Source organism: Parafrankia soli, from assembly GCF_001854695.1.
GTDB lineage: Bacteria > Actinomycetota > Actinomycetes > Frankiales > Frankiaceae > Parafrankia > Parafrankia soli.
Genome location: NZ_MAXA01000191.1, coordinates 44,908 through 71,695, shown reverse-complemented (window position 1 = coordinate 71,695; position 26,788 = coordinate 44,908). Strand labels below are relative to the sequence as shown.

Below are 26,788 nucleotides of genomic sequence, written 5' to 3'. Positions count from 1 at the left end.
AACCGGCGCCGTGGACAGGTAGTCGACATACTGGGCCCCATGCGCCAAGCGTTCGCCCACGACGCCGTGATCGACATGAGCCCCGACGCCGACGTGGCGGCGCCCGGCGCCGCGGTCACCGTCGCTCTCTGCGGGCACTGGGAGCATCAGCCTCCCTGCCCCCTCGCCGCGCACCACACACACGCGACGCGGACGGGCCACCGCGGGGTACGGCTGCGGATCCTCTTCGCCACCGAACCGGAGCAGGAGCACACGGTTCGGCGCCGGATCGAGGCGGCGCTGGCCACTGGTCGGCTGCACGGACCCAACGGCCCCATCCGCTGGCAGCTGCGCACCAGCCAGCGCGGCGACCTGGCCGCCTCGGAGTCCGCGCACGCCGAACGGCTGACCCACGGCTGACCCACCACCGGGGCCCGCCCGCACGAGCCGGCTCAGTAGGCGAGGAACAGGATCTCGTCCCGCGAGTACTGGTGGTCCGGGTGCTTCTCGGCGAGATGCGCCTGCGTCTTCTCGACCAGGTCGTCCTCGTCCTCGCCCTCGATGAACGCTCCGCACGGGCAGCTGAGACGCCGCTTCACCGCTCCTCCTCTCCGGCGGGCGCGTCGCGCCCGTCACCGCCGTTGCTGTCGCACCTATTGTCGCTTCCGGGCGGGTCACGTGTGCGGTCCGCGGACCGGCTCGCGCCGGAACAGCTGGTGAACCACGGCCGTCCCGGCGGGACGTCCCAGCGGCCGTGGGTGCCTCAGTACTGCAGGGCCGTCGCCAGATCCCGCCCGATGCGGCCGACCGCGCCGACGTCGAGCTCGTAGAGGACGTGCCGCCCGTGGCGCTCCATCCGCACCAGCCCCAGCTCGCGCAGGGCACGCAGATGGCGGGAGACCTGGGGGCGGGTCATCGTCAACCGGTCCGCCAGGTCTGCGGTGGTCATGGCCTGCCGCGCGATCAGCCGGCACAGCCGCACCCGGCTCGGATCGGTGAGTGCCAGCAGACGGGCGCGGGCCAGGGTGACGCCGACCTCCGGCGCCTCGACCGGGAAGTGGACGACGGGGGGCAGGCCTGGCTCGTTCTTCACCAGCAGGTGCGGGGCACCGTAGCGGGTGGGGATGAGCAGCAGCGGGGTCCGGGCCGGGTTGATCACCGCGTGGTGCACCTTGTCGAAGACGACCCGGGCGGGGCCGGCCGACGGCGTGACGAGACGCGCGCTCGACGGGCTGAGCGAGACCAGGGCCGGCGCGGGCCCACCGTCGGCGAGCCGGCGCCGCACCAGGTGGGCGGCCCGGTCGAGCACGGGCGCGGTCTGCGCCCAGAGCCCGCCGAAGAACACCCGCCCGCACAGGTCGAGAAAGCGGAGGATGTCCGCGCGCAGCGCCTCCGGGTCGCGCAGCAGGTCCTCGGCCAGGCCGAGGTGCGGCTCCGGCAGCCGGGCGGCGGCATGACGCAGCACGGCGGCCTGCCCCGGGTCGTGGCAGACCTGGCTGAAATCGAAGCCGTGGTACCCGCTGGCGCAGGCGTATGCGGTGAGCTCGGCGAACCGGTCGATCCCGAGGCCGGCCAGCGGCGCGGCGACCGGGGATGGACCGTCGAGCCCCGGGTAGAAGGCGCGCCACCGCAGCGCCGTCCACAGCGGCGCGAAGCGGCCCAGCCCGGCGCGGAAGGCGGGCGGGGCGGTGCGGGTGACCTGGTCGGCCCAGGCCGCGTGCTCGGTGTGGTGCGCGGACCCGGTCAGCACATGCAGGCAGGCGGCCAGCTCCGCGAGCGGCGAGACGGCGACGCTGAACCGGCCGGGGGCGGCGCCGTCCAACACGATCACGACCGACATGGGCTGACTGTACGGAGGCTGGTCGATCAGTCCGTGCCACCCGTGGACACCGTCGTGAACTCCGCCCGTGCCGCCGCCAGCAGGCCCGGGTCGGTGAGCAGGCCGGTGACCACCCAGGCCAGCCCGGCCGCCGCGACCTGGGTGCGGTCGTGGGCGAACGCCGTGGCCGCCGCCTCGCGCAGTGCGTCGGAGTGACCGGGCGTACCGACCTCGGCGATCTGGATGTACGGGTGGATGACCGGCAGCAGCTGGGAGAGGTTACCGATGTCGGAGGAGCCGGCGGGGCCGCGCGGGTCCCCGGGCGCGATGTCCACACCCAGCGCGCGCACCGCCGCCGCGAACCGCTCGGCGAGCACCGTGTTGTCGCGGCGCTCCGCGTACAGCGGGCCGGTCTCGGTGACCTCCGCCGCCGTCCCGGTGGCGAGCGCCGCGCCCGCGGCCGCCGCGCGGACCCGCTCGACCAGTTCCTCGACCGAGGCTGCCGTGCCGTCCCGGACGTACAGGTCCACCGCGGCGTGGGCCGGGACGACGTTCGGGGCCTGGCCGCCGTCCGAGATGATGCCGTGCAGCCGGGCGCTCGGCGGGACGAACTGGCGCATCGTGTCGAGTGCGTTGAGGAACAGCTGGGCTCCCGCCAGCGCGCTGCGCCCCGACCAGGGCGAGAGGGCCGCGTGCGCGCTCGTCCCCGCGAACGCGACCCGCAGGTGGGCCGCGGCCAGCCCGGGCCGGCCGGTCAGCGACCGGTCGCCGGGATGGAACATCACCGCCGCGTCGACGCCGTCGAAGACCCCGGCCTCGGCGAGCCGGATCTTGCCCGCGCCGCCCATCTCCTCACCGGGCGTGCCGATGACGGCGATCGTGCCGGGGTGGGCGGGCAGCGCGCGGACGGCCGCGATCGCCGCGCCCGCGCCCCCGGCCGCGATGAGGTTGTGCCCGCAGCCGTGCCCGACACCAGGCAGCGCGTCGTACTCGGCGAGGACGGCGACGCACGGGCCGGGCTCCGCCCCCTCGTGCACGGCCACGAAGGCGGTGTCCAGGCCGCCCGCCGGCACCCGGACGGTGAAACCGGACTCCCCGAGCCAGCCGGTCAGCACGTCCCGGGCGTGAAACTCGGCGAACTTCAGCTCCGGCCGGGCGTGGATGGCCAGGCTCACCGCGTCCATCCGGGGCCGCAGCACGGCCAGCGCGGCCGAGATGCTCTCCAGCACGGACTCGATCGCGGGCCCGGCGGGCCCGGCCGGCGCGGCGGGCCCGGCCGGCGCGGTGCGCGCGGTGGGTGAGGCAGACGTGGCGGGCATGAGGACTCCCCTCGTCGGGCACGAGCCGACACGCCACGGGTGGTGACGATTCGTCGTGCTCGTCGAGACTGCGCCCGCCCGGACCCGGCCAGCCCCACGTTGCCGCGGCCCCGGTAACCCCGGCACGGGACAGCTCAGCCGTGGCCGGCGTGCACCGCCGGGGTGCGGTGCGCCCAGGGCAGCGCCTGTTCGAGCTGGCCGGCGACCCTCAGCAGCAGGTCCTCCCGGCCGTGCGCGGCGACGAGCTGCACCCCGATCGGCAGCCCGTGGGCGCTCTCCCCGAGCGGCAGGCTGATCGCGGGCTGGCCGGCGATGTTGAACACGGCGGTGAAGGGCCCGTGGTCGAACAGGGTCCGCAGCCAGCCCTCGACGGTGTGGCCGTCCTCGTCGTAGTCGAGCGTGCCGTGCGGCGCGGGCGGCCGTGCCAGGGTTGGCGTGACCAGCAGGTCGGTGTCCGCGAAGAACCGGGCGACCGCCCGACTCACCCGTCCGGCCGCGTTCAGCCCGGCCACCAGGTCGACGGCACGGCGCTCCCGGGCGGCGGCGATCATCACCCGGGAGACCGCCTCGAGCCGCTCGGCCGGCGGCTGCCGTGGGGCGAGCAGGAAGGGCGCCGCGGAGGCCACCGCCTCCGCCGCCACGGCGCTCACCACGCTCTCCCAGTCCAGGACGGGGCTGGCGACATCGACGTGATGGCCGAGCCCGGCGAGGCACTCGGCGGCCCGCACGGCCGCCTGGGCGACCTCGCCGTCGACCGCGGCACCGGACCACGCCCGGGTGGTGACGGCCACCCGCAGCCGCCCCGGGTCGGCGGTGACCTCGTCGGCGTAGCGGCCGGTGGGCGGCGGGGCGGTGAACGCGTCGCCGAGCCCCGGGCCGGCGACGACGTCCAGGAGCCGGGCGGTGTCGCGGACCGTTCTGGTCAGGGCGAACTCGGAGAGCATCCCGAGCAGGCCCCCATCCCGGTGTCGGCACCGACGGGGGTGCGCCCGCGGCTCGGCTTCAGCCCGACCAGCCCGCAGCACGACGCGGGGACGCGCAGCGAGCCCGCGCCGTCGTTGCCGTGGGCCAGCGGAACCGCGCCGGCCGCGACAAGGCCCGCGGCGCCGCCGCTGGAGCCGCCGACCCCGCGGTCGAGGTTCCAGGGGTTGCGGGTCGGTCCGTACCGGACCGCCTCGGTGGCGAAGTTGAGGCCCAGCTCCGGCGTGGTCGTCAGGCCCATCGTGACCAGCCCGGCCGCCCGGAAGCGGGCCATGAGCTCGTGGTCCTCCTGGGCCGGCACACCCGGGCCGAGGGCGCGGCTGCCGCAGTAGAAGGGAACTCCCCGGGCCATCGGGCCGATGTCCTTGATCAGGAACGGCACTCCAGTGAACGGGCCGTCCCCGTGATCGAGCGCCGGGGTGAACAGCGGCGCGGCCAGCCCGTTGATCTTCCCGTTCACCGTCTCCAGGGCCCGCCGGGCGGCCTGTTCGACCTCGGCGGCGCTGACCTCGCCCCGGCGGATCAGCCCGCTCAGGCCGACCCCGTCATGGCATGCGTACTCGTGAGTCTCCATCGATCTTTCCTGTTCGGAGGCAGGGGACATCGGCGGCCGGCCCCGTCCGGGCACCGGCCGCGAGGTTGATCGTTTCGATGGCGACTCAGGCTCGCATGCGGCGCAGCATCCCCCCTCCGRCCGGCCGGCGTCCATTGGGTTTCCGGCTGGCAGCGGGGCTGCGGGCCCACTCGGACGGCGCTACCCGGAGTACGTCACCCGGAGTACTTCGTCAGCACGCGGAACGTCAGGAAACACCGGGTGGAAATCCCGGGAAAACGTCGCCGGTATGCGCTCGCCGGCATTCCGGGCCGGCGGCGCGGTGTTCGGACGGCCGTTCATCGAGCGGGCGCCGGCGCGACAGCGGGCGTTCGACCCCACGTCCCCAGCGTCGGCGAGTGCGGCCCGGCCGCCCGGACCCCGCACGGAAACCTGCTGGTCACGATGCTCGTACAGGCTCGCGGGAGACGCCGCGGGCGGTCGCTGGAACAGGTACTCCCGCGGAGTTCYGCAGGGAAACCTGACGGTCACCCTTTGGAGCCCCACACCGGCACCACGGTGCATAAGAACCGTACGCGCCGTTCGCGACTTCCGTCTCGTGTGCGATGGTTTGTGTCGAGAGGTTCCAGGCTGTTATTGACGGGCTGAAAAGGTGATCGGTGTGGTCGACGGACGTCCGGCGCAGGAGGCTCGGCGGGCCGGAGGCCGGGCGGAACGGGCCATCCGGATCACCACCGTGATCGCGGTGGCCACGGTCGCGGCCGTGGCGGGTTTCGTCTCCTACCGCCACATGCGCGGCGTCGCCCTGCAGTACGGCGAGGACGCGATGACCTCGGCCGTTCTCCCGTTCAGCGTGGACGGGCTGATCGTGGCCGCGTCGATGACGATGCTGGCCGACCGGCGGGCCGGCCGGCGGCGGTCCTGGCTGTCCTACACACTGCTGATGCTGGGGGCGTGCGCGTCACTGGCGGCGAACGTCCTGCACGCCGAGCCGACCACCGCAGCCCGGATCATCGCCGGCTGGCCTCCGCTGGCGCTGCTCGGCTCGTACGAGCTGCTCATGCGCCAGATCCACCCGACCAGCCGGCGGACAGCCCGCCAGCAGGCCGCCGCCGCGGCGCCGGCCGACGTCCCGGCTGTCGCTCCCCAGGCTGATGGCCCAGCTGCCGGTGGGCAGCCGGGCGGTGGGCAGCCGGTTCCGGCGCCGGGGTCCATTCCGCCGCAGCGGCAGCGGATGCCCGCCGTCGGCGGCGACTTCCCGGCTGGCACCCCCGCTCCCGCCGCGACAGCTCCCGCGGCGACCGACAGCGCGGTGGCGGTGGTCGACCTCTCGGTGACCGCACCCATGGTCACGCCCGCCCCCGCGACGGCCCAGGCCCTCGACCCGGCACCCGGGCGGACGCCTGCGCCGGGCCCGGCCGTCCCGACAGGCGCCTCGGCAACCGTCCCGGCAGACGGGCCGGCGTCCACGGCCGGGGCCGGCTCCGCCGGCGGAGTGGACACCGCGGACTCCTCGGTGAAGCGCGAGGCGATCATTCGCGCGCTGGACGAGACCGGCGGTTCGGCGACCGCGGCGGTCACCCTGCTCGGCCGGTGGGGCATCACGGTGAGCAAGAGCTGGGTGTACCAGGTGCGCAAGGAGACCCGGCACGCCGACGTGCAGACCGGCCCGCTGCTCATGCCCACGCACCGTGCCCACCCTGCCAGCCGTGGGCGGCGGCGAGGCATGGCGCCCGACCGGCCGCTCGTGGCACCGACGACGACCAGGGGCTGACGCCCGCCCTTCGCCGGCCCCGTGCTCCGGAGTACCTAGAGGGCGCGCAGCAGCACGCGCAACGCCTGGTCGAACTGCTCCCGCTGCTCAGCCGTGAGGTGGTTCGCCAGCCGCGCGATGTTGGCGGCGTGCCCGGTGAGCGCGTCGTCGATGACGGCGAGGCCCTTGTCGGTCAGCCCGACCCGGAAGCTGCGCCGGTCGTCGGGATCCAGGTTGCGCTTCACCAGGCCGGCGGCCTCCAGCCGGTCGAGCCGGTTCGTGATGCCGGCCCGCGACATCATCAGCGACGCGGAGAGCTGCGAGGGGATCAGCACGCACGGCGGGCCGGTGCGGCGCAGCGTGGAGAGCACGTCGAACTCGCCGGGAGTCAGGCCGTGCTTGTCCAGCTCGTCGTCCATGCTCGCGGTGAGCCCGGCGATGAACATCTTCATCCGGGCGAACATCCCCATCGCGCTCAGATCAAGGTCGGGGCGCTCGCTCTGCCACTGCTCGACGATGCCGTCGATCTGGTCGGGCTCCGCCCCACTGATGCACGCGTCCGTACCGCCGTCCATGCACCGAGCTTATTTGATCATCGATGGTTCGACCAGAAATAATTCGAGCCTGTACTATCAGGCCGCGTACTATTCGACAGCGAACCAGATGCCGGGCCACTCCCGGTGACCACCTCGACTGACAGCAACCACCGGACACGAGGAGATCTTCCGTGACCGTTTCCACCGACGTCGTCGGCGACGGGCACCCGCCCGCCGCGGTCGGGTCACCAGGGGCGAGTAGCCAGCTCGACCCGCGACGCTGGCTGGCGCTCAGCATCATCGCGGTCGCCCAGCTCATGGTCGTGCTCGACGCGTCGATCGTGACGATCGCCCTCCCGCACGCCCAGAGCGACCTGGGCATCTCCACCGCCAACCGGCAGTGGGTCATGACCGCCTACACCCTGGCGTTCGGCGGCCTGCTCCTGCTCGGCGGACGCATCGCCGACTTCCTCGGACGCAAGAGGATCTTCATCTGGGGCCTGGTCGGCTTCGCGGCCGCCTCGGCGCTGGGCGGCGCCGCTCCCAACGCCGAGTTCCTTTTCGCGGCCCGGGCCCTGCAGGGTGCCTGCGCGGCACTCCTCGCCCCGGCGGCACTCTCCCTGATCACCGTGACGTTCACCGAGGGCAAGGAGCGCGCCCGCGCCTTCGGCGTCTACGGCGGGATCTCCGGTGGCGGCGCGGCGATCGGGCTCATCGTCGGCGGGCTGCTCACCGAGTACGCGTCCTGGCGCTGGTGCCTGTTGGTCAACGTCCCGATCGCCCTCGCCACCGCCGCGGCCGCGCTGCCCATCGTGCGGGAGAGCAAGGCCGAGGGCACACCGAGCTACGACATCCCCGGCGCGGTGACCGTCACCGCCGGCCTGCTCGCGCTCGTGTACGGGTTCACCGTCGCGGCCGACGACGGCTGGGGCTCGGCGACCACGATCGGCCTGCTCGCCGGCGCGGTGGCGCTGCTCGCGGTGTTCGTCGTGATCGAGACACGCACGGCCGCCCCGCTGCTGCCGATGCGCGTGCCGCTGGAACGCAACCGAGGCGGCTCCTTCCTGGCGTCGCTACTCATCGGCGGCGGCCTGTTCGCGATGTTCCTGTTCCTCACCTTCTACTTCCAGTCGACGCTCGGGTACAGCGCGCTGCGCAGCGGCTTCGCCTTCCTGCCGTTCAGCGCGGGCATCATCCTCTCGGCCGGTCTGGCCAGCCAGTTCCTCCCCCGGGTGGGGCCGACGATACTGATGATCATCGGCACCGCGCTGGCCGCCGGCGGGCTGGTCCTGCTCAGCCAGATCGGGGCGGACTCCAGCTACGCGGGCCACGTCCTGCCCGCCGAGATCCTGATCAGCCTCGGGATGGGCCTCGCGTTCGTCCCGATGTCCAGCGTCTCCCTGCTGGGGGTCGCCGACCACGACGCCGGTGTGGCGAGCGCGCTGGTCAACACCACCCAGCAGGTCGGCGGGTCACTCGGCGTCGCGCTGCTGAACACCGTGTACGCGACGGCGGTCTCGGACTACCTGGGCTCGCACGGCACCGGCGCGGCCGCGCAGCGGCAGGCGGCCATCGAGGGCTACACCACGTCGTTCGTATGGAGCGCCGGGCTCGTGGGGATCGCCCTGGTCGCGGTGATCCTGCTGGTCCGTGCGGGCCGGGACGACGTCCCCGCGGTCGACGGGGTGCCCGTCCACGCGGGCTGATCGCGTCTGCCGGCCGATCAGCCCTTCGGCTGGCCGGCCGGCTGATCGGCTCCGGCTGGCCGGGCTGATCAGCCGGCGGAGCGGGAGCGCGCCGGGGCCGCGTGGGTGCCGTCCCGCGGGCTCAGGCCACGCCCCAGGTCGCGGACCTCCTGGTTCGCGGCGAGCAGGCCCTCGTGCAGCCACCGCAGCACGGTCCGCGCCGCGACCGGGTCGGCCGCCGCAGCGTCCTCGGCCGCGGCGGCGGCCCGCTCGAGCTCGGCGAGCCGCCGCTGCATCCCGTCGTGGAGGTCGCGGGCCATCCGGCGGCGCTGCGCGGCCTGCGCGTCGGCCTCACGCAGGTGCGCCTCCCGCGTCTCGACCAGCCGGGCCCGGACGGCGACCTGCAGCTGGGCGTTCTCCAGCGCGAGGCGCCCGGCCCGCAGCGCCGCGTCGGTGAACGCACCGTGATGGCCGAGCGCGGGATCACCCGTCACCACGGCGAGCGGCTCGCCGGCCCGGGTGCGGACGTCGCGCGTCCAGCGGGGACCGCGCGGTTCCATGGGGGCGACGGCCGGCCGGCCGTCCACGTCGACATACCCCGCGCCGCCGGGCAACCGGAAGTACACCTCGACCGTCGGGTCGTGCAGGACGGCACGCAGCGCGTCGCGGACGCTGCGCACGGTCGCCGGCGCGGCGAGACGGAGCACCCGGTCGGCGGCGGTGGCCACGCCGAGCACGCGGCGGCCGGTGGCGACCACCAGCATCGCCGGGAACACCGCCAGAACAGCGCCCTGCGACGCGACCGCCCCCAGCACCCGGCTCAGGTCATCGGCCTCGATGGCCGGTGCCAGCAGGGCCGCGCCGGCCATCGCCACGCCCACCCCGAGCAGCACCAGCGGCGCGACGGCGCGCTCCGGGCCGCGCACCCGCCGGAGCCGTCGGATCAGCAGAACCGCGAAACCGACCGCGAGCAGCGGGTTGACCACCTGGTACGCGTCGCTGATCGCACCGAAGACGTCCTCGTCGGCCAGGGGCGCGGGCCACCAGACGTCCGGGGCGTACCCGTTCCACTCGGGCCGCGAGGCGAGGATGCTCCACAGCATCAGCGGCCCGAGCACGATCGCCGCCAGCACCAGGATCGCCCGGTCGGCCCGCCCGATGAACCGCCCGTCGGGTAGAGCAGCAGCGCGGTGCCGAACAGCAGATAGAACTGGCAGCTGCCGGCGATGCCCAGCAGCGGCAGCACGCCGGTGTCCCAGCTCATCGTCCACGTCGTGAGCCAGGCGAGACCGGCCCCGGCGAGCAGGACGCCGGTGCGCCGCAGCAGCGCCGACCCGGCCAGCAGGACGCCGGCGGTGGTCAGCGAGCCGGCGACGAGAATGTTCAACGCCGCCAGCGCGGGCTCGTGACGCAGGTAGGGCCAGCCGGCGCAGAGCGTCCCCGCGGCGACCGCGGCACCGGCGCCCACCGCCGGCAGCAGCGGACGCGCCACCGCCCACCCCCGCCGGACCAACCGTGCCAACGGGTGCGCCACGTGCCCCGGGCGCGGCGTCAGCGCGCACCGCCGACGGGGACGCTGACGAGTACCGTCGTCCCTGCACCGGGCGGGCTGGTCAGCAGCATGCTGCCGCCCGCGGCGTTGCGGACCTCCGCGTTCGCCGCCAGCAGCCCCGCCCGGATGTCCCGGAACACCGATACCGTGCTGTCCGGATCGTCGTCGGTGGACCACTCCGCCGCGCTCGCCGACATCGCCAGCGCGAGCAGGCGCTGCTGCACACCGTCGTGCAGGTCACGCGCGATGCGGTTGCGCTCGGCGGCCTCGGCCTCCTCGACGCGCCGCTGGGCAGCCCGGGTCTCCACCAGCTGCGCCTGGATGGCGACCTGGAGCTGCGCGTTCTGCAGCGCCAGCCGCGCGGCCCGCAGCGCGGCCTCGGTGAACGGTGCGTGCCGAAGCAGCAGCGGCCCGCCGGTCACCACCGCGAGCCGCTCCCCCGAGGTCGCCGTCACCTCCTGGCGCCAGGCCTGCGGCCGCCCGTCCGGGTCGGTCGCCTCCCCGTCGACGTCGACGAAACGATGCTCCTCGGGCAGCCAGAAGAAGACGTCCACCGTGCCGTCGCGCAGCACGCTGCGCAGCGCGTCCCGGACGGCGCCGACCGTCGCCGGGCCGCCGCCGAGACGCAGCATGCGATCGGCCGCCGTCGCCGCGGCGACGGCGCGCCGCACCATCGCGACGAGCAGCGCGAGCGGGAACACCGCCAGCGCGGCGCCCTGCGCGGCGATACCGTCGGCGACGTGCCCAGGCCGGTGGTTCTCCAGCGTGGGTGACAGCGCCGCCAGGCAGAGCACGACGACGCCCAGCACGGCGAGCGCGGGCGCGATCAGCGAGCGCTCCAGCCCGTAGAGCCGGGCGCAGCGCCGCACGAGCAGGCCGACGAACACCACCGCGAGCACCGGGTTGACGACCGTGTAGAGGTCGCTGACGAACCCGAACACGGCCTCGGCGGACGGCTGTGCAGTTGCGCGGTCACAGCACGGTCACCGGAGCCGCCGCTCTGCGTGGCGATCGTCGCACGCTCACGGACAGCCACGGCCGCCGGGGATCACGCACCGCCCGGCCGGGGGACGACTGATCGACCAACTGGGGGTCACAACGACGCTCACCCGGAGCCCACCCCCGACGCACCAGAGGAATGGTCGCAGAAGCGAAATGCTTGCACCTGCGACATCGGGCTTTCCGCCTTGTAGCCGCAATATTGTTTTCGTGTCACGGTATTCGCGTGAAGGACTTCAGCCCGCCGAATCCAGCTCCGGAAAATGCGGCGAACGACGATCGGGCACACCATTCGCGCGGCGCCGTCCACGGGCACGGGCACGGGCACGGGCACCGCGGCTGGGAGCGGCTGCGTCTCCCGCACCCCCACCGCCACTCGCACGGCCTGTCCGGCCGGATGGACGCGGAGGCCGCGTCCGCGGAGGGGATACGGGCGCTGCGGAACTCCCTGGTGATCCTCGGTGTCACGGCCGTCTGTCAGTTCGTCGTTGTCCTGCTCTCCGGGTCGGTGGCCCTGCTCGGAGACACCATCCACAACGCCGCGGACGCGCTGACCGCGCTTCCCCTCGCGGTCGCGTTCTGGCTGGGCCGGCGGCCGGCGACCCGCCGGTTCACCTACGGGTACGGCCGTGCGGAGGACCTGGCCGGCATCGCGGTGGTGCTCGTCATCGCCACGTCCGCGGGGGTGGCCGCATACGAGGCGGTGGACCGGCTGATCCATCCGCGGGACGTGTCGCATCTGCCGGCGGTGGCGGTGGCCGGCCTGCTCGGATTCATCGGCAATGAATGGGTCGCCCGCTACCGGATCGAAACAGGCCGGAGAATCGGGTCTGCGGCACTGGTCGCCGACGGGCTGCACGCCCGCACGGACGGATTCACCTCGCTGGCCGTGCTGATCGGCGCCGGCGGGGTCGGGCTGGGCTGGCAGCTGACGGACCCGCTGATCGGCCTCATGGTCACGGTCGCGATCCTCGCGGTGCTGCGGGACGCGGTCCGGGAGGTCTACGAGCGCCTGATGGATGCCGTTGATCCCGGGTTGGTCGACGCGGCGGAGGCCGCGCTGGCCGCGACGGCCGGGGTACGCGGGGTCGGCGCGCTGCGGCTGCGGTGGATCGGCCACCAGCTCCGCGCCGAGGCCGACATCCTCGTGGACGAGCACCTGACCGTCGTCGACGCGCACGCGATCGCGGTGGAGGCCGAGCACTCCATGATCCACGCCGTCTCCCGACTGACCGCGGCGACGGTCCACACGGATCACGCGTCCACCGCGTCGTCGGGCGGCAGGCACGGGGCTTTGGCCCACCACCTCCATCAGGTCGGACCCGCCGGATAGCGGCACGAAGGCCGCCCGGGGCGATCAGCACGTCGCGGCGGGGGCGAGCGCGTCGCGGACGACCCTGCCGACGGCGGCCGTCTCGAGCAGGAAGCCGTCGTGACCCGACGCGGATGGGACGAGGCGCAGCTCGGTGCCCAGGTGGCGGGCGAGCTCGGCCTGCAGGCGCGGCGGGTAGAGGCGGTCGCTGTCGATGCCGGCGACCGTCACCGGGACGGGGCAGGCCCGCAGCGCCGCCGGCACGCCGCCACGGCCGCGGCCGGCGTCCTGGCTCATCATCGCCGCGGTCAGCGTGAGGTAGCTGCCGGCGTCGAAACGGTGCGCCAGCTTCGCCCCGTGATGCTCGACGTAGGACGCGGCGGCGTAGCGGCCGTCCGCCTGCACCGCGTTGCCGAACCGGTGGGCCAGCTCGCGCTCACTGCGGTAGCTGACCTGCCCCATCTGCCGGGCCAGGCCCAGCCCGACGTGCGGCCCGGCCCCGGGCGGGCGGTCGTGGTAGTCACCGCCACGCCAGTTCGGGTCGGCGCGGATCATCGCGAGCTGGGTGGCGTAGAGCGCGATCTGTTCGGCGGTCGCCGCCGCTCCGCAGGCGATCACGACGGCGCGCCGCACCCGGGCGGGGAACGCCAGCGCCCATTCCAGCGCCCGCATCCCGCCCATCGAGCCGCCGATGACGGCCGCCCACCGGCCCACGCCGAGCTCGTCGGCCAGCAGGGCCTCCGCCCTGACCTGGTCGCCGACGGTGATCTCCGGCCAGCGGCCGCCCCAGGGGCGTCCGTCGGATGCGGCGGAGGCCGGGCCCGTCGTGCCCTGACAGCCACCGAGGACGTTCGGGCAGACGACGAAGAACCGGTCGGTGTCGAGGACGGCGCCCGGCCCCACCAGCCCACCCCACCAGCCCGGGGTCGGATGCCCCGGCCCGGCGCCGCCGGCGGCGTGACTGTCGCCGGTGAGCGCGTGCAGCACCAGCACGGCGTTACCCGCGTCGGGCGCGAGCGTGCCCCACGTCTCGTAGGCGATCGTCACCTCGGGCAGCGAACCACCGCGTTCCAGGGTCAGCGGGCCGGCCGACCTGACGAACCGGCGGTCTCCCACCGGGTCGCCGGGGCGCCACGCGGCCGACGCCGGCGGCGCCGACGGCGACGGCGACGGCGGTGCCGGTACCGGTACCGGTACCGGCCGCAGACCCGACGGTGGCCGGGGTGGCGGCGCCGGCTGGCTGGCGGGTGCGGCGTCCCGACGCTGGTCGGTCATCCGGACTTCGCGGCCCGGAAGCCAGCGTCGAGGTCGGCGAGGATGTCGTCGATGCCCTCGATGCCCACCGACAGCCGGATCAGGTCGGGGGTGACCCCGGTCGCCGCCTGCTCGGCGTCGGTGAGCTGCGAGTGGGTGGTCGTCGCCGGGTGGATGACCAGCGAACGGACGTCGCCGATGTTGGCGAGGTGGCTGAACAGCTCCAGACCCTCGACGAACCGCCGGCCCGCCGCCGCACCGCCCTCGATACCGAACGCCAGCACGGCGCCCGCGCCGCGGGGCAGGACCCGGCTCGCCCGCTCGTACCACGGCGAGCCGGCCAGCTTCGGGTAGGCGACCCAGCTCACCTCGTCGCGCGCCCGCAGCCACTCGGCGACCCGCTGGGCGTTGGCGCTGTGCCGCTCCATCCGCAGTGACAGCGTCTCCAGGCCCTGCAGGAACAGGAAGGAGTTGAGCGGCGCGACGGCCGGGCCGAGGTCGCGCAGGAGCTGCACCCGGGCCTTGGCGATGTAGCTGCCGTGGCCGAGGGCGTCCCAGTAGACCAGGCCGTGGTAGCTCGGGTCGGGGGTGGTGAAGTTCGCGAACCGCCCGCTGGCGCCGTAGTCGAACCGGCCACTGTCGACGATGATCCCGCCGATCGAGGTGCCGTGGCCGCCGATGAACTTGGTCGCCGAGTGCACGACGATGTCGGCGCCGTGCTCGAACGGCCGGTACAGGTAGGGCGTCGCCAGGGTGTTGTCGATGATCAGAGGTATCCCGGCCTCGTGCGCGACGGCCGCGACGCCCTCGGTGTCGAAGACGTCCCCGCGCGGGTTGCCGATCGTCTCGCCGTAGAAGGCCCGCGTCTCGGGGCGTACCACGGCCCGCCAGGCGTCAAGGTCGTCCGGGTTGTCGACGAACGACACCGAGACGCCGAACTTGGGCAGCGTGTAGTGGAACAGGTTGTAGGTGCCGCCGTAGAGGTTCGCGGAGCTGACGATGTGGTCGCCGGCCTCGGCCAGGTTGAGGATCGCCAGCGTCTCCGCCGCCTGCCCCGATGCCGTGGCGAGCGCGCCGATCCCGCCTTCGAGGGCGGCGACGCGCTGCTCGAAGACGTCCTGGGTGGGGTTCATGATCCGGGTGTAGATGTTGCCCGGCTCGCCGAGCGCGAACAGCGCGGCCGCGTGGTCGGTGTCGCGGAAGACGAAGCTCGTCGTCTGGTAGATCGGGACGGCTCGCGCACCGGTCGTCGGATCGGGCTGGGCGCCCGCGTGGATCTGCTGCGTCTCGAACGACCAGTTCGACTCGGTCATGGCGGAAGTCCCCCTCTGGCGGTGGTGGCACGGCGGAGCCTGGTTCGGGGTGGTTCTCGGACGGCGGCGTGGACGGGGGGCCTCACGGGGTGCGCCACGCCCATCTCATGGCCTGGCCGGCCCCCCGGCGCACATCCGTTGGTCGCGGCCGGGTGGCCGTTCGGCACCTCGGCCCGGGGCCGGAAGAAGGATGCCCCGCCCGGAGCGGAATGGCGCGGATACACGCCGCACCGGCACCACTCCGCCGGGTCATGGCCTGGCAGCGCGTCGGCCGAACGGCCCCGCTCGCAGTGCGGGTCACAGCGGTGCCGGACCACATGTACGGGACGGCGGGCGCCACCGGACGGATGCGTGCGGCTTGCGGGAGCAGCGCGAGCGTGGGAGCGCAGGAGCAGCGCGAGCGTGGGACCGTGGGAGCGAGGTGTCGCGCTCGCCCGACGGGAACTAGCCGAGCGGCCGGCCGCCGGTACAGGCGGCCGAGGTGACGCGGAGCAGATCGATGTACTCCCGACGCACCAGCATCAGCGGAGTCGACATGCCCGAACCGAAACACGCCGGATACCGGGCCGACAACACGCGTCCAACGTGTCCCACGCCACACTCCCATGTGTCATCAACCCAATACCGAACGTCCCGTGGACCCACGACCTCGCCCTTCACGGAAAACTACTTCTCCGATCGAGAAAGCTAGTAAAGTCCCGCCGACGCGTCCCGCCCGGAGCAGGGAGGCTCGCATGCCCGACTCCCCCGCTCGTCCGCGCGCCGCGAGCGCGGGTGCCGCGAGACTCCCCGTCCTCGACCTGCGCGACTACACCGCGCCGGACGGCCGTGCCGACCGCCGGGACTTCCTCGACGCACTGCGCGCGGCCTGCCGCGATCCGGGCTTTCTCCAGCTGACCGGGCACGGCGTACCTTCCGGCCTCACGGAGCGGATCATCGCGGTGAGCCGCGCGTTCTTCGACCTGCCGCTCGCTGCCAAACTCGAGATCGAGAACGTCCACTCCCCGCACTTCCGCGGCTACACCCGCCTCGGGCACGAGATAACCCGGGGCAGGCCGGACCTTCGCGAGCAGATCGACATCTCCGACGAGCGGCCGGCCCGCGTCCTCGGGCCGGACGACCCGCCCTACCTGCGTCTGGACGGGCCCAACCAGTGGCCGGCGGCGCTGCCGGAGCTGCGCGTGGCCGCCCTCGCCTACCTGGCCGAGCTTGGGCGCGTCGCGCGGGTGCTGGTGCGCGCGCTCGCCGAATCGCTGGGGCTGCCGCCCGACCACCTGGACCCGACCTTCTCCGCCGAGCCCCGCTCCCATCTGAAGCTGCTGCGCTACCTGCCGACCCCCGCCGGCAGCACCACCGGACACGACGCTGCCGAGCCCAACGCCGCCGCGGACGGCCAGAACGTCGACCAAGGCATCGGCCAGGGCGTCGGCGCGCACAAGGACGGCGGCTTCCTGACCTTCGTCCTGCAGGACGGCGTCCGCTCAGCCCGCCAGGACGGCGCCCACCCGGACCCCCGCTCCCCCACGGGCCCGTCCGGCCTACAGGTCGCCGACGGCGCGGGCGGGTGGATCGAGGCCGCCGCAGTGCCTGGCGCGTTCGTGGTGAACATCGGCGAGATGTTCGAGCTGGCCACCCGGCGTTACTACCGGGCAACCGTCCACCGGGTCGTGAGCCCACCACCAGGCCACGAGCGGGTGTCCGTGGCGTTCTTCTTCGGGCCACGGCTGTCGGCCACCCTCGAACCCATGCCGCTGCCCGACGCCCTCCTCGCGGAGATCCCCGACGCCGAACCACCCGACCCGGAGAACCCGATCTTCGCCCAGCACGGGACGAACACCCTGAAGAGCTGGCTGCGCAGCCATCCCGAGGTGGCCCGCCGCCACTACGCCGACGTGGCACCCCCGGCGGGCGTGGCGCCGGCGGCCGGAGGCGGCGCGTGACCGACACCATCGGCGCCTCCCCGGCCCGCCAGAACACCGCCGCGCCGGCAGGCCAGAAGGCCGTCACGCCGGCGCCCCGCGAGAGAGGCGAGCCGGGGCGGCCGGCGGCGGGCACGCCGGACTGGTCGTTCGAGACCCGGCAGATCCACGCCGGGACCCGCCCCGATCCCACGACCGGGGCCCGCGCGGTGCCGATCTACCAGAGCACCTCGTTCGTGTTCCCGGACGCGGCCTACGCCGCCGGTCTGTTCGCCCTCACCGAGACGGGTTTCACCTACACGCGGGTGGTGAACCCGACGCAGGACGCCCTCGAGCAGCGCGTCGCCGACCTCGAGGGCGGTGTCGCCGCCCTGGCGACAGCCAGCGGGCAGGCCGCGCAGACCCTGGCCGTCCTCAACCTCGCCTCCGCCGGCGACCACCTGGTGTCGTCCGCGTCGCTCTACGGCGGAACGTACGCCCTGTTCCGCCACACCCTGGCCGACCTGGGCATCGAGACCACGTTCGTCGACGACCCGGACGACCTCGACGCCTGGCGCGCGGCGATCCGGCCRAACACCGCGGCGTTCTACGGCGAGACGATCGGCAACCCGCGCGGGAACGTCCTCGACATCGCCGGCGTCGCGGGGGTCGCGCACGAGGCCGGGATACCGCTGCTCGTCGACAACACGCTGGCCTCGCCCTACCTGGCCCGCCCGCTTGAGCATGGGGCTGACGTCGTGCTGCACTCGGCCACGAAGTTCATCGGCGGGCACGGGACGTCCATCGGCGGGATCATCGTCGACGGCGGCCGGTTCGACTGGGGCAACGGGCGCTACCCGCGGTTCACCGAACCGGACCCGGCCTACGACGGCCTGGTGTTCCTCGACGCCTTCCCCGAGACGGCCTTCATCCTGCGGGCCCGCGCGCGGCTGCTGCGCGACCTCGGCCCCGCGCTGGCGCCGATGAACGCGTTCCTGCTGTTGCAGGGCCTGGAGACGCTGTCGCTGCGGATGGAGCGGCACAGCGCCAACGCGCTGCGCGTCGCCGAGTGGCTGGCCGCGCGCGACGAGGTCGGCTGGGTGGCCTACCCGGGGCTGCGCTCCAGCCCGTGGCACGCCGCGGCGGCGCGTTACCTGCCGCGCGGCACCGGGGCGGTGGTCGCGTTCGGCCTGCGCGGCGGGGCGGCGGCCGGGCCCGCGTTCATCGAGGCGCTGGAGCTGCACAGCCACCTGGCGAACGTCGGCGACGTCCGCTCGCTGGCCATCCACCCGGCGTCCACCACGCACGCGCAGCTGCGCGAGGACGAACGGCTCACCAGCGGGGTGTCCGCCGACCTGGTCAGGCTCTGCGTCGGCCTCGAGGGCGTGGACGACATCCTCGCCGACCTCGACGGGGCGTTCCGCGCGATCACGGGCCCCGTCTGAGACCTCCGGCGGTCGGGACGCCCGCGGTCGGCTGGCGTCCCGACGGCGCCCGGGCGGGGCGGGTCAGGGCGCTCCGAGGCCGACCTCCCGACCGTCGCAGCGCGTGCTCGCCGCTGCCGCGGCGCGCGGGTCCGGGATGGCACAGCTGACGGTGATGACCGCGCGCGACGGTTCCGCGGAGAGCTCGTAGACCACCATCAGCTTCCCGGCCGGGTCCAGGCCGCCGCCCTGGTCGGGCACGTCGAGCGCGCGGTCGGGCTCGGGGTCGTGCACGACCCCGGTGACCCCCACGAAGCCGCGTCTGCCCTGGTAGACCTCGCGGAGCGCGACATACAGGTCGAAGCCGTCGAAACCGGTGGTGAGCCGGCGGTGCGACGTCTCGCGGACGGCGTCCGCCCGGTCCAGCAGCTCGCGGCACCCGTCCCCGGCCGGTTCGCGCCGGCACGACCCGGCACGCAGCCCGACCTGCCCGGCGAGCGTGACGGCGTCGTACAGGGCCCAGGCKGCCGAGTCGGGAAACTCCGCGAATCTGGGCCGGTCCTCCTCCGGGAGAAGGTCCCGGACCCTGCGGAATTCGCTCTCGGCCGGGCCGAAGTCGGCGATGAGACCGTTCTCGAGCAGCCTTCGCGCCGAATTCGGCTCCTCCGGGCCGAAAGCCGAGAACAGGAGCTTCGGCCTGGTGATGGGGTCCTTCTCGAGAATTTCCCGGACGGTGTCCCAGGCATCCCCGTCGCGCAGGTCGGAAAGCGCGTCGCCACCCAGCACGTGGACGTTGCTCCGGCACTTCGCGGGCAGGGTCATGAGAAGGCTGAGCAGCTCGGGGAGTTCTGCCGTCCGCCCGGCGTAGATGATGAGCCGGGGTGCGTCGGTCACCACCGTTCCGTTTATCTCGGGGTTGTCCCCGCAGATCCTGTCCTGCGGTTCCGCCAGCACGTCACCCAGCGGTCTCGGGGTGTCGGGATCCGTCGAGTAGGCGATCACCCGCTGCTCGAGCAGGGTCTCGAACGCGGTGCCGTCGAACCGGGACTTGTACTCGGGGCTGGTCAGCTTCCGGTTGTAGGCATCGAGCATGCTCCGGCCCCAGCGATCCGCGTCGTCGTAGACGATGAACGGAACGACCCGGTGGAGCAGGCCCCGCGGCGCCCAGGACAGCCCCATCTCGGCCTGCCGGTCGTCGGATCCGCCGATCCGGAAGTAACCGGGCTCCCCGGTCAGATCCGTCCCGGACTGGGTGGCTGCGATCATCGGCACGCCTGAGAAGGCGTCCGTGTTGCCGGCGAGGTCCATCTGGCCGACATTATTGATCATCTTCTCGGAGTCGTCACGGGTCTGGCCGAGCCCCACGACGATCACCGGCCCGACATCCCTGGCGGCCTCGCTGATCTTGTCCCCGGCCTGCGCGGCGAACTCCGCGTCCCCGCCGAGGTTCGCGGCCCACACCCGCATCCGCAGGTCGTCACGGTGCGCGGCATTGAACTGCCGCATCCCGGTCAGCGCGGTAAGCAGCTCGACGTTGTCGAGCCCGTCCGTCTGTTCCCCGGAGCTCAGGTGGCCGGCCAGCACGACCGTCAGGTAGTCGGGCGATGCGCCGCGCTCGCGGTCCGCCCGCTCGGTCCGCTCGTTCTCGGCCACGATCTGCTGCCAGGCCGCCTCGATGCTCCGCTCGGTGTCGCTGGGCACCTCCCCGCCCGCCGGCACGCCCTGGCCGGCCGGCGCGMCGTCACCGGCGTTCGGATCGGCGACGGTAAAGGCCCCGTCCGCGCCGGTACGGAGACCGATGCACTGCAGCTTTCCCAGGATGGCCTCGCCCTGGCGCGACCGCACCGCCTCCAACGCCGCCGTGCCGCAGGGGCCGCCGGTGCCCGGGCCGGCGGCGGTGCCATCACCGCCACCGGATCCGAGGATGTTCCAGAGCACGAACGAGACCAGCACCGCAAGGACGGTGACCAGGCCGACGAGGGCGGTCCGCAACCGGCCGCCCCGGCGGCGGGCGAGGACGGATACCGACCCGGCCAGCCGGCTCCCGAGGCTCGGCGGCGGGGGCAGCCGGTCCGCCATGACCTGCGCCAGGCGGCCGATCTCCCGCACGTACGTCCCGCTGCTCGGGCGCAGGGTGCGCAGTGGCCTGATGGCATGGTGCTGGCGGTCGCGCAGCACCCGGAGCATGGCGGCGCGCTGATAATCGCTGCTCTCCTCGGCGGCGGCGAGCAGCCCGGCCAGGTCCACCTCGGACCAGTAGATCGGGATTATCCGGCGGCGCGCGCCGCGCCTGGACTGCTCGGCGCGTTCCAGGGCCAGGAACTGGGTGAACTCGCGGAGGCACTCGTCACTGGCCACGAAGGCGGGGGACACCACCGGCAGCAGGAACAGAACCCTGCCCAGCCCGGTCTCGAGTGTGGATCGCCAGAGGTCACCCGCTACGACGTCGCTGCGATCCTGGAAGATCTTGATATCCCGGCCGGAGCGCTCGCAGAGCTCGTGTTCCAGATCCGTCCTGAGCCTGGTGAGACGACCGCGACCGGTGTCGTCCGTGTGCGCATAGCTCAGGAAGGCAACCGGCTCCACCACGGCCCGCGGCGCCATTCAACGTCTCCCCCCTCGTGCGAACACGTCAGTATCACCTGCTCGCACACAGTGGGGGAATAACCGGTGCCGTTCCGCGCCGGCAGAACAGGCCGCGCACGGAGCAACGCCGGCATCTGGCGGGACTCGCCTGGGACGRCCCCGCCCCCTGGCATGGGGAAACGATTTGTCGTGCCGGCGGCCGGTATGCGGGCCGGTATGTCGACGCAGCCGGGTCAATGCCCCCGCGAGGTGCCCCGACCAGCACGTTCCCGCGGCTCCGACCGCATCCAGGACAGCGTCCGGAGCAGTTCCACCGACGGCACGGGTGTCCGGGAGAAGACATCGGGCAGGCGGCGGGAGAGCACCAGAACCGGCCGCGCTCCCGGGACCTCGACGGACACCCCCGACACGTCGGGCAGGTCCGGCACCCGGGGGGTCGCCACCTCCCCCACCGTCGGCCGCCACGGGGCGAGCAGCCGGTCGAGGCCGGCGAAGCCGGCCAGCGCCGACTCCGCCGCGGTCCCGGCGCCCGCGGCCGCCGGGTGCCCGGCCCACGCGCGCCGCACGGGGGCCGGCGCCGGACGACCGGCCGCGGCGGTGACTCCACCGATGGCTCCGGTGACGACCACCACGGGCGGCTCGACGGGCGGGGGCGGGGGTGGCGGGTCCACCGGCACGGCCACCCGGTCCCGCCCGTCGCGCGTCGCGGGCGACCCCGCCGCCGGGCCGGCCCCGGCCGCACTCACCACGGGCAGCGCCGCCTGCTCGGCCCGGCTGGACCGCGCGGCGGTCAGCGCGTCCCCCGGGACGACGTTCATCCCGGCCGCCGCGGCGAGGATCGCGACGACCCCGGCGGCCGGAACCAGTCGGCGGCCCGCCGCCGGCACCCGGCGACGCAGACCCGGCCGGCCCTGCGCGCCGTCCCCGGCGGCACCTCCGCTGGCCGGAGCGTCCCCGCCCGTCGGAGCGCCCGCACCCGCCGGAGCGCCCAGGCCCGTGACGACCTCGAGGACCCGGTCGGCGTCCGCTCGCGGGTCGATGCCGGCCGGCACGTCACCGGAGACCAGCCAGCGCAGCAGGTCCGCCGCACCCGGGCGCAGCTCCGGCCGCTTGCGCAGCGCCGTGGTCACCACCGGGCGCAGGTCGGCGGGGACGCCGTCGATGTCGGCGTCTCCCTGCACCGTACGCAGCACGAGCGCCTGCAGCGGCCCGTCACCGAACGGCGCCCGCCCGGTCGCCGCGAACGCGACCGTCAGCGCCCAGCCGAAGACGTCGGCGGCCGGGCCCGGCCGGTTGTCACCGGCGATCAGCTCGGGCGCCATGTAGCCGACGCTGCCCAGCACCACACCGGAGGCCGTCATCGTCCCCGGCAGCCCCGCGGCGATGCCGAAGTCGATCACCTTCGGGCCGTCCACGGCGAGGATGACGTTGCTGGGCTTGAGGTCGCGGTGCACCACGTCGACGTCGTGGATCGCGCGCAGCGCCTCGGCGAGACCGGTCGCGAGGGTGCGCAGGGCCTCCTGCCCGGCGGGGCCGTCCGCCGTGACGGCGCCGAGCAGGGTGGGGCCGTAGACGTATTCGGTGGCGATCCACGGCGGGTCACCGGCCGGTTCGGCGTCCAGGAGGCGGGCGACCCGCGGGCTGTCGATGACGGCGATCGCGGCGGCCTCCCGGGTGAACCGGCGGCGGAAGCCCTCGTCGTCGAGGTACTCGTCGCGCAGCACCTTGACGGCGGCCTGGCAACCGGCGCCGTCCACGCCGAGGTACACAACGCCCATGCCGCCGCTGCCCAGCCGGGCCGCCAGCCGGTAGGGCCCCACGACGAGCGGGTCACCGGCCCGCAGCGGCTTCAACGCCACCAGCTCCTCCGACCGCCAGGTTCCTGGGCCGCTGCGTCGGACGGGTTCACGGTCACCACCGGATCACTCGTGATCGGACATCGGACATCGGGCATCGGGCGGACGTGCCCGACGGGCTCGGCACCCGGTTGGCGGCCCACCGCCGCGCGCACGGCGACCACCGGGCTCGAGCCCGTCCACAGGTAGATACGCGGTGACCACCCGGCTACCCACGTGCCACATCAGCGCAGCCACCCGAACGGCCCCGAGCCAGGTTCGGAGTCGGGTTCAGGACCGGGTTCCGGGCACCGGCGCCGAAGGCCGGTGGGCGGGCCGTCCGGTCGCGGATACTCCGGGAATGGGGCGCACCTATGACCGGATCGACGACCGACTGCGGTCGTTCATCGAGGATCAGAAGATCTTCTTCGTGGCGTCGGCGCCGCTCTCCGCCGACGGCCACGTCAACCTCTCGCCGAAGGGCCGCGACGGCTCGCTCACCGTGCTCGACGAGCGGACGGTCGCCTACCTCGACTTCGGCGGCAGCCACGCGGAGACGATCGCGCACCTGCGCGAGAACGGCCGGATCACCCTCATGTGGTGCGCCTTCGACGGGCCACCGAAGATCGTCCGGGTGCACGGGACCGGCGAGCCGGTGTTCCGCGACGACCCGCGGTGGCCGGAGCTGATCGCCCGCTTCCCGCCCGGCCAGGCGGCCGCGGGCGGGCTTCGGGCGGTCATCCTGATCTCCGCGCGGCGGATCAGCGACAGCTGCGGCTACGCCGTCCCCTTCATGGACTACCGGGACGAGCGCCCGCTGCACGCCCAGTACTTCGACCGCAGGACGGACCCCGAGTTCGGCGCCTACTGCGATCGGGCCCCGTACAACGGCGCGAGCATCGACGGCCTGCCCGCCCTCCCGCTCCCCCTGCCGCCCCGCACCGGCTGAGCCGCTCTCCTACCGACCGAGCCACCGGCTGAGCCGGCCCGCGCCTGCCCGGCCTGCGACTACATCGCAGGTCCTGTCACCTGCGAACGGAAAGCACCGTACGATCCCGGCGTGTCGGTTTCGCCTCCCGCCGCGCCGCGAGGCCGCGCAGACGACGGGTCTCCCGCCTCCCCCGCGACGGCCCCGCCCGTCGCCCCGGCCGGCGGGCGGGCAGCCTCGCTCACCCATGCCCGGCTGCCGCTGCTGTTCTCCGCCGTCGGGCTGGAGAGCACGACGGCGGTGGTCGCACCGTTCATCGCCGGGACGCTGGGAGCCGCGCCGATCGCGCTCGCCGGGATCGAGGCGGCGGGGCGTGCCGGCGGCAGCGCGGCCCGTGCCGGCGCGACGAAGCTCGCCGACCGCCGGCCCGGGCTGCGCGGGCCGTTCACCGTCGCCGGGAACGCCGGGCTGGCGCTCGCCGCCGCCTTCCTGGCCGGAAGCAACGCCGTCTGGCAGGCCGGGGCGTGCCGGTCGGGGTCGTGGGTGGCACGCGGCCTGGGCACCCCGCCGCTGCTGGAGGTGGCGAGCTCGACCTCCGCGCCGCGCGAGCTCGGTGCCCGGCTCGGCCTCGAGCGCTCGGTGGGGGCCCTCGGCGCCGCCTTCGGCGCGCTCGCGGCGGCGCTGCTGCTGGCGTTCGTCGAGGTGCGGACGGTGATCCTGCTCGCGCTGGTCCCGGTGGTCGCCGCGGTCGCCGTGAGCGCGCACGGCACCCTGCGCGGGCGGGACACGCTCGACCACGGCATCCCAGCCCAGACCCGACCCCAGCTCTCGCTGCTGCGCCAGCCGCCGCTGCGCCGGCTCGCCCTCGGCATCACCTGCTACGAGGCGTCCAACATCGCGGCCGTGCTCCTGCTGCTGCGCGCCAGCAAGTTGCTGCCCGACGGCTCCGGACGGCTCAGCCAGCTCCAGGTGGTCGCCGTGCTCTACGGCCTGTTCCACCTGTCCTCGGCCGCCGCGGCGGTGTGGGGCGGCCGGCTCGCCGACCGGTTCGGGGCCGGTCGGGTGATCGCGACCGGCGCGGCCTTCCTGCTCGGCGCCTACGCCGGCTTCGCCTTCGCCGGCGAGGGTGACCTGACCGCGATGACGGTCTGTTTCCTGCTCGCCGGGACGGCCGCGGGCGCGGTCGACGCCGCCGAGTACACCGGCGCCGGGCGGCTCACCCCGCCGGAGACGCACCGGGCCGTGTTCGGCGCGCTGTCCGGGCTGCAGAGCGCCGGCCGGGTCGTCGCGACGATCACCGCCGGCGGGCTGTGGACGCTCGTCGGGCCCGAGGCCGGGCTGCTGGTCTGCGGCCCGCTGCTCGTCCTGTGCGTCGCCCTGTTCACCAGGGGCACCGACCGACCGCGTTGACGGCCGCCCGCGGGCCCGCTCGTCGGGGAGCGTCACGGTGTAGGCGTCGAGTGTCTCCAGGGTCGTCCTGATCACCGGATGGTCCAGGTCGTAGCCGAGCAGCCGCAACGCGATGATCGAGTAGACAGCGGGTGGCTGGATGTCAGAAGACGGTTGAGAGCGGGTCGCGGCCGGGGGACGGCTCGTCCCAGGCGATCCGGTAGTCGTACATGGCGGCCATCTGGCGCAGGCCGACCTTCATCACCACCGGGACGATGTGGTCGCGCATCCAGCGGGCGGGGGCGTTCRGCGGCGGGGTGCGCGGCCGGTTGCGTCGGGCCAGCCGGTGGACGTGCGCCACCCGCTCGGCGCGGGCCGCCCGGTAGGCGGCGAAGCCGATGGGGGCCGTCGGGGCGTCGCGCAGGCAGCGGCCAAGCACGATCGCGTCCTCGATCGCCATGGACGCCCCCTGGCCGGCGTGCGGGAGCATGGCGTGGGCGGCGTCCCCGAGCAGGCAGACGTTGCGGCGGTACCAGGTCCCGACCGGCTCCAGGACCGACAGCGGGAGCCGCTCGAGCCGGTCGGTCGCCTCCACGACCGACCGCAGGTGGGCGGGGGCGTGCTCGAGCTGGGTGAGCAGCCGGCGTCGCACCTGCTCCTGACCGGCGTCGGTGCGCGGTGAGGGCCACGGGTCGACGGACACCATCGACATCGCCCACATCACCTCACCGCCCGCCGTGCCGTAGTGGATGAACGTCCCGGTGCCGACGACGGTGAACTCGAGCATGCCGGTCTTGTACGAGCGGCCGACGCGGTCCGCGAACCCGCCGACGGTCACCAGGCCGGCGAAGGTCGGCCAGGGCGTCTCGGGCGCGACGTGGCGGCGCACCCGGGAGCGCAGGCCGTCGCAGCCGAGCAGGAAGTCGCCCACGGCGCTGGAGCCGTCGGCGAAGTAGGCGCGGACGCCGGCCTCGCCCCGGTCGTCGACCGAGTCGAACCTGCTCGCCGGAACGACCGGGATCCCGCGCCGGTCGAGCTCCCGCAGCAGCACCCGCCGCAGCTCGCTGCGGCGGATCACCCGGGCAGGCGCCTCGATCGTGCCGAGGTGGCGGCCGTGGACGTCGACGAAATGGTTTCCCGCCGAGAGGTGCCCGGCCTCGTCGAGGCCCTGGACACCGAGAAGCTCCAGGCCGCGCAGGCCGTTCGGGGCGACGCCGAGCAGCAGGCTGCCGGCGGACTCCGGGTCGGCGTCGGCCTCGAAGACCGTGGGAAGAATGCCGGCCCGGGCCAGCGCTATCGCCGCCGCGGGTCCCGCGATGCCCCCACCGATCACCAGCGCCCGCCGACCAGCCATCCCCATGCGCTTAATTATCCGCACGAATAGGTGACCACTCGGACGGGGCGGGGGTGGGGCCCCGCCGCGATGGTCAGGGCGGCGGGGTGCAGCTCCGCCGCGGGGGTCAGAGCGGGCGGGGGGTGCGGCCCCGCCGCGGGGGTCAGGGCGGCGGGGCCGCTCTGCGCGGCAACGGCCGTCGGGTCAGGGACGGCCGTCATCAGGAATTCGCCGCCGGCCGGGGCCGGCCCGCGAACAGATCGCCGCAGCGCTCTCGGCACCGCCTCGTGGGGGGCCCGACAGGCCCCGGGCGGTACGCCGATCGGGGTGTGTTTTCCCT

The 26,788-nt window shown here is 74.2% G+C and carries 24 protein-coding genes and 1 pseudogene; 8 read left to right on the top strand and 17 right to left on the bottom strand.

What is annotated here, in order from left to right; genetic code table 11:
- Nucleotides 1-39: 39 nt before the first annotated feature.
- Entirely contained in the window at nucleotides 40-399 is a 360-nt protein-coding gene (locus BBK14_RS15355; protein WP_071063127.1) for a hypothetical protein, read from the top strand.
- 32 nt (nucleotides 400-431) lie between these two features.
- On the opposite strand, the gene BBK14_RS15350 is transcribed toward BBK14_RS15355, so the two are convergent.
- From BBK14_RS15350 to BBK14_RS42855, 5 genes are all read right to left on the bottom strand, one after another.
- Nucleotides 432-578 carry a DUF1059 domain-containing protein gene (locus BBK14_RS15350; protein WP_018500697.1) on the bottom strand — a complete coding sequence of 49 codons (147 nt, stop codon included), beginning with the start codon at nucleotides 576-578 and terminating at the stop codon, nucleotides 432-434.
- Nucleotides 579-742: 164 nt separating this feature from the next.
- Nucleotides 743-1,819, bottom strand: a complete 1,077-nt coding sequence (locus BBK14_RS15345; RefSeq protein WP_071063125.1) for an ArsR/SmtB family transcription factor — start codon at nucleotides 1,817-1,819, stop codon at nucleotides 743-745.
- Between the two features lie 26 nt (nucleotides 1,820-1,845).
- Nucleotides 1,846-3,117, bottom strand: a complete 1,272-nt coding sequence (locus tag BBK14_RS15340; protein ID WP_083390974.1) for an amidohydrolase — start codon at nucleotides 3,115-3,117, stop codon at nucleotides 1,846-1,848.
- Nucleotides 3,118-3,251: 134 nt separating this feature from the next.
- The gene (locus tag BBK14_RS42860) at nucleotides 3,252-4,061 is read right to left on the bottom strand and encodes an amidase (RefSeq protein WP_275078492.1); all 810 of its coding nucleotides are present in this window, start codon (nucleotides 4,059-4,061) and stop codon (nucleotides 3,252-3,254) included.
- Nucleotides 4,040-4,672, bottom strand: coding sequence for an amidase family protein (locus tag BBK14_RS42855; RefSeq protein ID WP_275078491.1), 633 nt, complete (start codon nucleotides 4,670-4,672; stop codon nucleotides 4,040-4,042). Before BBK14_RS42855 ends, BBK14_RS42860 begins: the two co-directional genes overlap by 22 nt.
- 640 nt (nucleotides 4,673-5,312) lie before the next feature.
- Here BBK14_RS42855 and BBK14_RS15330 point away from each other — a divergent pair.
- Nucleotides 5,313-6,425 (top strand): DUF2637 domain-containing protein, encoded by a 1,113-nt coding sequence (locus tag BBK14_RS15330; RefSeq protein WP_071063155.1) that lies wholly within the window; start codon nucleotides 5,313-5,315, stop codon nucleotides 6,423-6,425.
- A 35-nt stretch (nucleotides 6,426-6,460) separates the two neighbouring features.
- Here the strand turns inward: BBK14_RS15330 and BBK14_RS15325 are convergent, their stop codons facing one another.
- The gene (locus BBK14_RS15325; RefSeq protein ID WP_071063123.1) at nucleotides 6,461-6,979 is read right to left on the bottom strand and encodes a MarR family winged helix-turn-helix transcriptional regulator; all 519 of its coding nucleotides are present in this window, start codon (nucleotides 6,977-6,979) and stop codon (nucleotides 6,461-6,463) included.
- Between the two features lie 152 nt (nucleotides 6,980-7,131).
- On the opposite strand from BBK14_RS15325, the gene BBK14_RS15320 reads away from it, so the two are divergent.
- Entirely contained in the window at nucleotides 7,132-8,646 is a 1,515-nt protein-coding gene (locus BBK14_RS15320) for an MFS transporter (RefSeq protein ID WP_071063121.1), read from the top strand.
- A gap of 68 nt (nucleotides 8,647-8,714) precedes the next feature.
- On the opposite strand, the gene BBK14_RS41320 is transcribed toward BBK14_RS15320, so the two are convergent.
- Genes BBK14_RS41320 through BBK14_RS15310 form a run of 3 tightly spaced genes read right to left on the bottom strand, consistent with a single transcriptional unit; the run spans nucleotide 8,715 to nucleotide 11,118 of the window.
- Nucleotides 8,715-9,758, bottom strand: coding sequence for a histidine kinase (locus BBK14_RS41320; RefSeq protein ID WP_275078490.1), 1,044 nt, complete (start codon nucleotides 9,756-9,758; stop codon nucleotides 8,715-8,717).
- A complete protein-coding gene (locus BBK14_RS40150; protein WP_241831501.1) occupies nucleotides 9,728-10,117 on the bottom strand; it encodes a hypothetical protein in 390 nt (129 codons plus the stop codon). The genes BBK14_RS41320 and BBK14_RS40150 overlap by 31 nt, the downstream gene beginning before the upstream one ends.
- A gap of 59 nt (nucleotides 10,118-10,176) precedes the next feature.
- The gene (locus tag BBK14_RS15310; protein ID WP_241831499.1) at nucleotides 10,177-11,118 is read right to left on the bottom strand and encodes a histidine kinase; all 942 of its coding nucleotides are present in this window, start codon (nucleotides 11,116-11,118) and stop codon (nucleotides 10,177-10,179) included.
- A 284-nt stretch (nucleotides 11,119-11,402) separates the two neighbouring features.
- On the opposite strand from BBK14_RS15310, the gene BBK14_RS15305 reads away from it, so the two are divergent.
- A complete protein-coding gene (locus tag BBK14_RS15305; protein ID WP_071063119.1) occupies nucleotides 11,403-12,509 on the top strand; it encodes a cation diffusion facilitator family transporter in 1,107 nt (368 codons plus the stop codon).
- A 24-nt stretch (nucleotides 12,510-12,533) separates the two neighbouring features.
- Here BBK14_RS15305 and metX read toward each other — a convergent pair whose 3' ends face one another.
- The 3 genes from metX to BBK14_RS41690 form a co-directional block, all read right to left on the bottom strand.
- The gene (gene metX / locus BBK14_RS15300) at nucleotides 12,534-13,763 is read right to left on the bottom strand and encodes a homoserine O-acetyltransferase MetX (RefSeq protein WP_071063117.1); all 1,230 of its coding nucleotides are present in this window, start codon (nucleotides 13,761-13,763) and stop codon (nucleotides 12,534-12,536) included.
- A complete protein-coding gene (locus tag BBK14_RS15295) occupies nucleotides 13,760-15,055 on the bottom strand; it encodes a bifunctional o-acetylhomoserine/o-acetylserine sulfhydrylase (protein ID WP_071063115.1) in 1,296 nt (431 codons plus the stop codon). The genes metX and BBK14_RS15295 overlap by 4 nt, the downstream gene beginning before the upstream one ends.
- Nucleotides 15,056-15,499: 444 nt before the next feature.
- Nucleotides 15,500-15,592: a putative leader peptide gene (locus tag BBK14_RS41690; protein ID WP_338045467.1), complete on the bottom strand. Its 93-nt coding sequence runs from the start codon at nucleotides 15,590-15,592 to the stop codon at nucleotides 15,500-15,502.
- A gap of 197 nt (nucleotides 15,593-15,789) precedes the next feature.
- Between BBK14_RS41690 and BBK14_RS15290 the strand changes: the two genes are divergently transcribed.
- Together BBK14_RS15290 and BBK14_RS15285 are read left to right on the top strand one after the other, a co-directional pair.
- Nucleotides 15,790-16,995 carry an isopenicillin N synthase family dioxygenase gene (locus BBK14_RS15290; protein WP_071063113.1) on the top strand — a complete coding sequence of 402 codons (1,206 nt, stop codon included), beginning with the start codon at nucleotides 15,790-15,792 and terminating at the stop codon, nucleotides 16,993-16,995.
- On the top strand, nucleotides 16,992-18,398 hold the full coding sequence (locus BBK14_RS15285; RefSeq protein ID WP_083390972.1) for a bifunctional o-acetylhomoserine/o-acetylserine sulfhydrylase: 1,407 nt from the start codon (nucleotides 16,992-16,994) through the stop codon (nucleotides 18,396-18,398). The genes BBK14_RS15290 and BBK14_RS15285 overlap by 4 nt, the downstream gene beginning before the upstream one ends.
- Nucleotides 18,399-18,461: 63 nt before the next feature.
- On the opposite strand, the gene BBK14_RS15280 is transcribed toward BBK14_RS15285, so the two are convergent.
- Together BBK14_RS15280 and BBK14_RS40145 are read right to left on the bottom strand one after the other, a co-directional pair.
- Nucleotides 18,462-20,981, bottom strand: a complete 2,520-nt coding sequence (locus BBK14_RS15280) for a TIR domain-containing protein (RefSeq protein ID WP_071063111.1) — start codon at nucleotides 20,979-20,981, stop codon at nucleotides 18,462-18,464.
- Between the two features lie 215 nt (nucleotides 20,982-21,196).
- Entirely contained in the window at nucleotides 21,197-22,822 is a 1,626-nt protein-coding gene (locus BBK14_RS40145; RefSeq protein WP_071063109.1) for a serine/threonine-protein kinase, read from the bottom strand.
- Between the two features lie 337 nt (nucleotides 22,823-23,159).
- On the opposite strand from BBK14_RS40145, the gene BBK14_RS15270 reads away from it, so the two are divergent.
- Nucleotides 23,160-23,747: a pyridoxamine 5'-phosphate oxidase family protein gene (locus tag BBK14_RS15270; protein WP_071063107.1), complete on the top strand. Its 588-nt coding sequence runs from the start codon at nucleotides 23,160-23,162 to the stop codon at nucleotides 23,745-23,747.
- Nucleotides 23,748-23,858: 111 nt separating this feature from the next.
- Entirely contained in the window at nucleotides 23,859-25,136 is a 1,278-nt protein-coding gene (locus tag BBK14_RS15265; protein WP_071063106.1) for an MFS transporter, read from the top strand.
- 42 nt (nucleotides 25,137-25,178) lie between these two features.
- Here BBK14_RS15265 and BBK14_RS41315 read toward each other — a convergent pair.
- The 3 genes and pseudogenes from BBK14_RS41315 to BBK14_RS37800 form a co-directional block, all read right to left on the bottom strand.
- Nucleotides 25,179-25,277: pseudogene (locus BBK14_RS41315) on the bottom strand (hypothetical protein); the annotation flags it as partial.
- Nucleotide 25,278: 1 nt separating this feature from the next.
- Nucleotides 25,279-26,475, bottom strand: a complete 1,197-nt coding sequence (locus BBK14_RS15260; protein ID WP_071063104.1) for an FAD-dependent oxidoreductase — start codon at nucleotides 26,473-26,475, stop codon at nucleotides 25,279-25,281.
- 8 nt (nucleotides 26,476-26,483) lie between these two features.
- Complete coding sequence (locus tag BBK14_RS37800) at nucleotides 26,484-26,669, bottom strand: hypothetical protein (RefSeq protein WP_131802326.1); 186 nt, start codon at nucleotides 26,667-26,669, stop codon at nucleotides 26,484-26,486.
- Between the last annotated feature and the right edge of the window lie 119 nt (nucleotides 26,670-26,788).

What these genes read in the sequence shown, in the direction of transcription:
- BBK14_RS42860 (WP_275078492.1), bottom strand. Translation starts at nt 4,061, where the DNA reads ATGCTCTCCGAGTTCGCCCTGACCAGAACGGTCCGCGACACCGCCCGG.
- BBK14_RS41690 (WP_338045467.1), bottom strand. Translation starts at nt 15,592, where the DNA reads ATGTCGACTCCGCTGATGCTGGTGCGTCGGGAGTACATCGATCTGCTC.
- BBK14_RS37800 (WP_131802326.1), bottom strand. Translation starts at nt 26,669, where the DNA reads ATGACGGCCGTCCCTGACCCGACGGCCGTTGCCGCGCAGAGCGGCCCC.
- BBK14_RS15325 (WP_071063123.1), bottom strand. Translation starts at nt 6,979, where the DNA reads ATGGACGGCGGTACGGACGCGTGCATCAGTGGGGCGGAGCCCGACCAG.
- BBK14_RS15355 (WP_071063127.1), top strand. Translation starts at nt 40, where the DNA reads ATGCGCCAAGCGTTCGCCCACGACGCCGTGATCGACATGAGCCCCGAC.
- BBK14_RS15340 (WP_083390974.1), bottom strand. Translation starts at nt 3,117, where the DNA reads ATGCCCGCCACGTCTGCCTCACCCACCGCGCGCACCGCGCCGGCCGGG.
- BBK14_RS42855 (WP_275078491.1), bottom strand. Translation starts at nt 4,672, where the DNA reads ATGGAGACTCACGAGTACGCATGCCATGACGGGGTCGGCCTGAGCGGG.
- metX (WP_071063117.1), bottom strand. Translation starts at nt 13,763, where the DNA reads ATGACCGACCAGCGTCGGGACGCCGCACCCGCCAGCCAGCCGGCGCCG.
- BBK14_RS15295 (WP_071063115.1), bottom strand. Translation starts at nt 15,055, where the DNA reads ATGACCGAGTCGAACTGGTCGTTCGAGACGCAGCAGATCCACGCGGGC.
- BBK14_RS15270 (WP_071063107.1), top strand. Translation starts at nt 23,160, where the DNA reads ATGGGGCGCACCTATGACCGGATCGACGACCGACTGCGGTCGTTCATC.
- BBK14_RS15345 (WP_071063125.1), bottom strand. Translation starts at nt 1,819, where the DNA reads ATGTCGGTCGTGATCGTGTTGGACGGCGCCGCCCCCGGCCGGTTCAGC.
- BBK14_RS15290 (WP_071063113.1), top strand. Translation starts at nt 15,790, where the DNA reads ATGCCCGACTCCCCCGCTCGTCCGCGCGCCGCGAGCGCGGGTGCCGCG.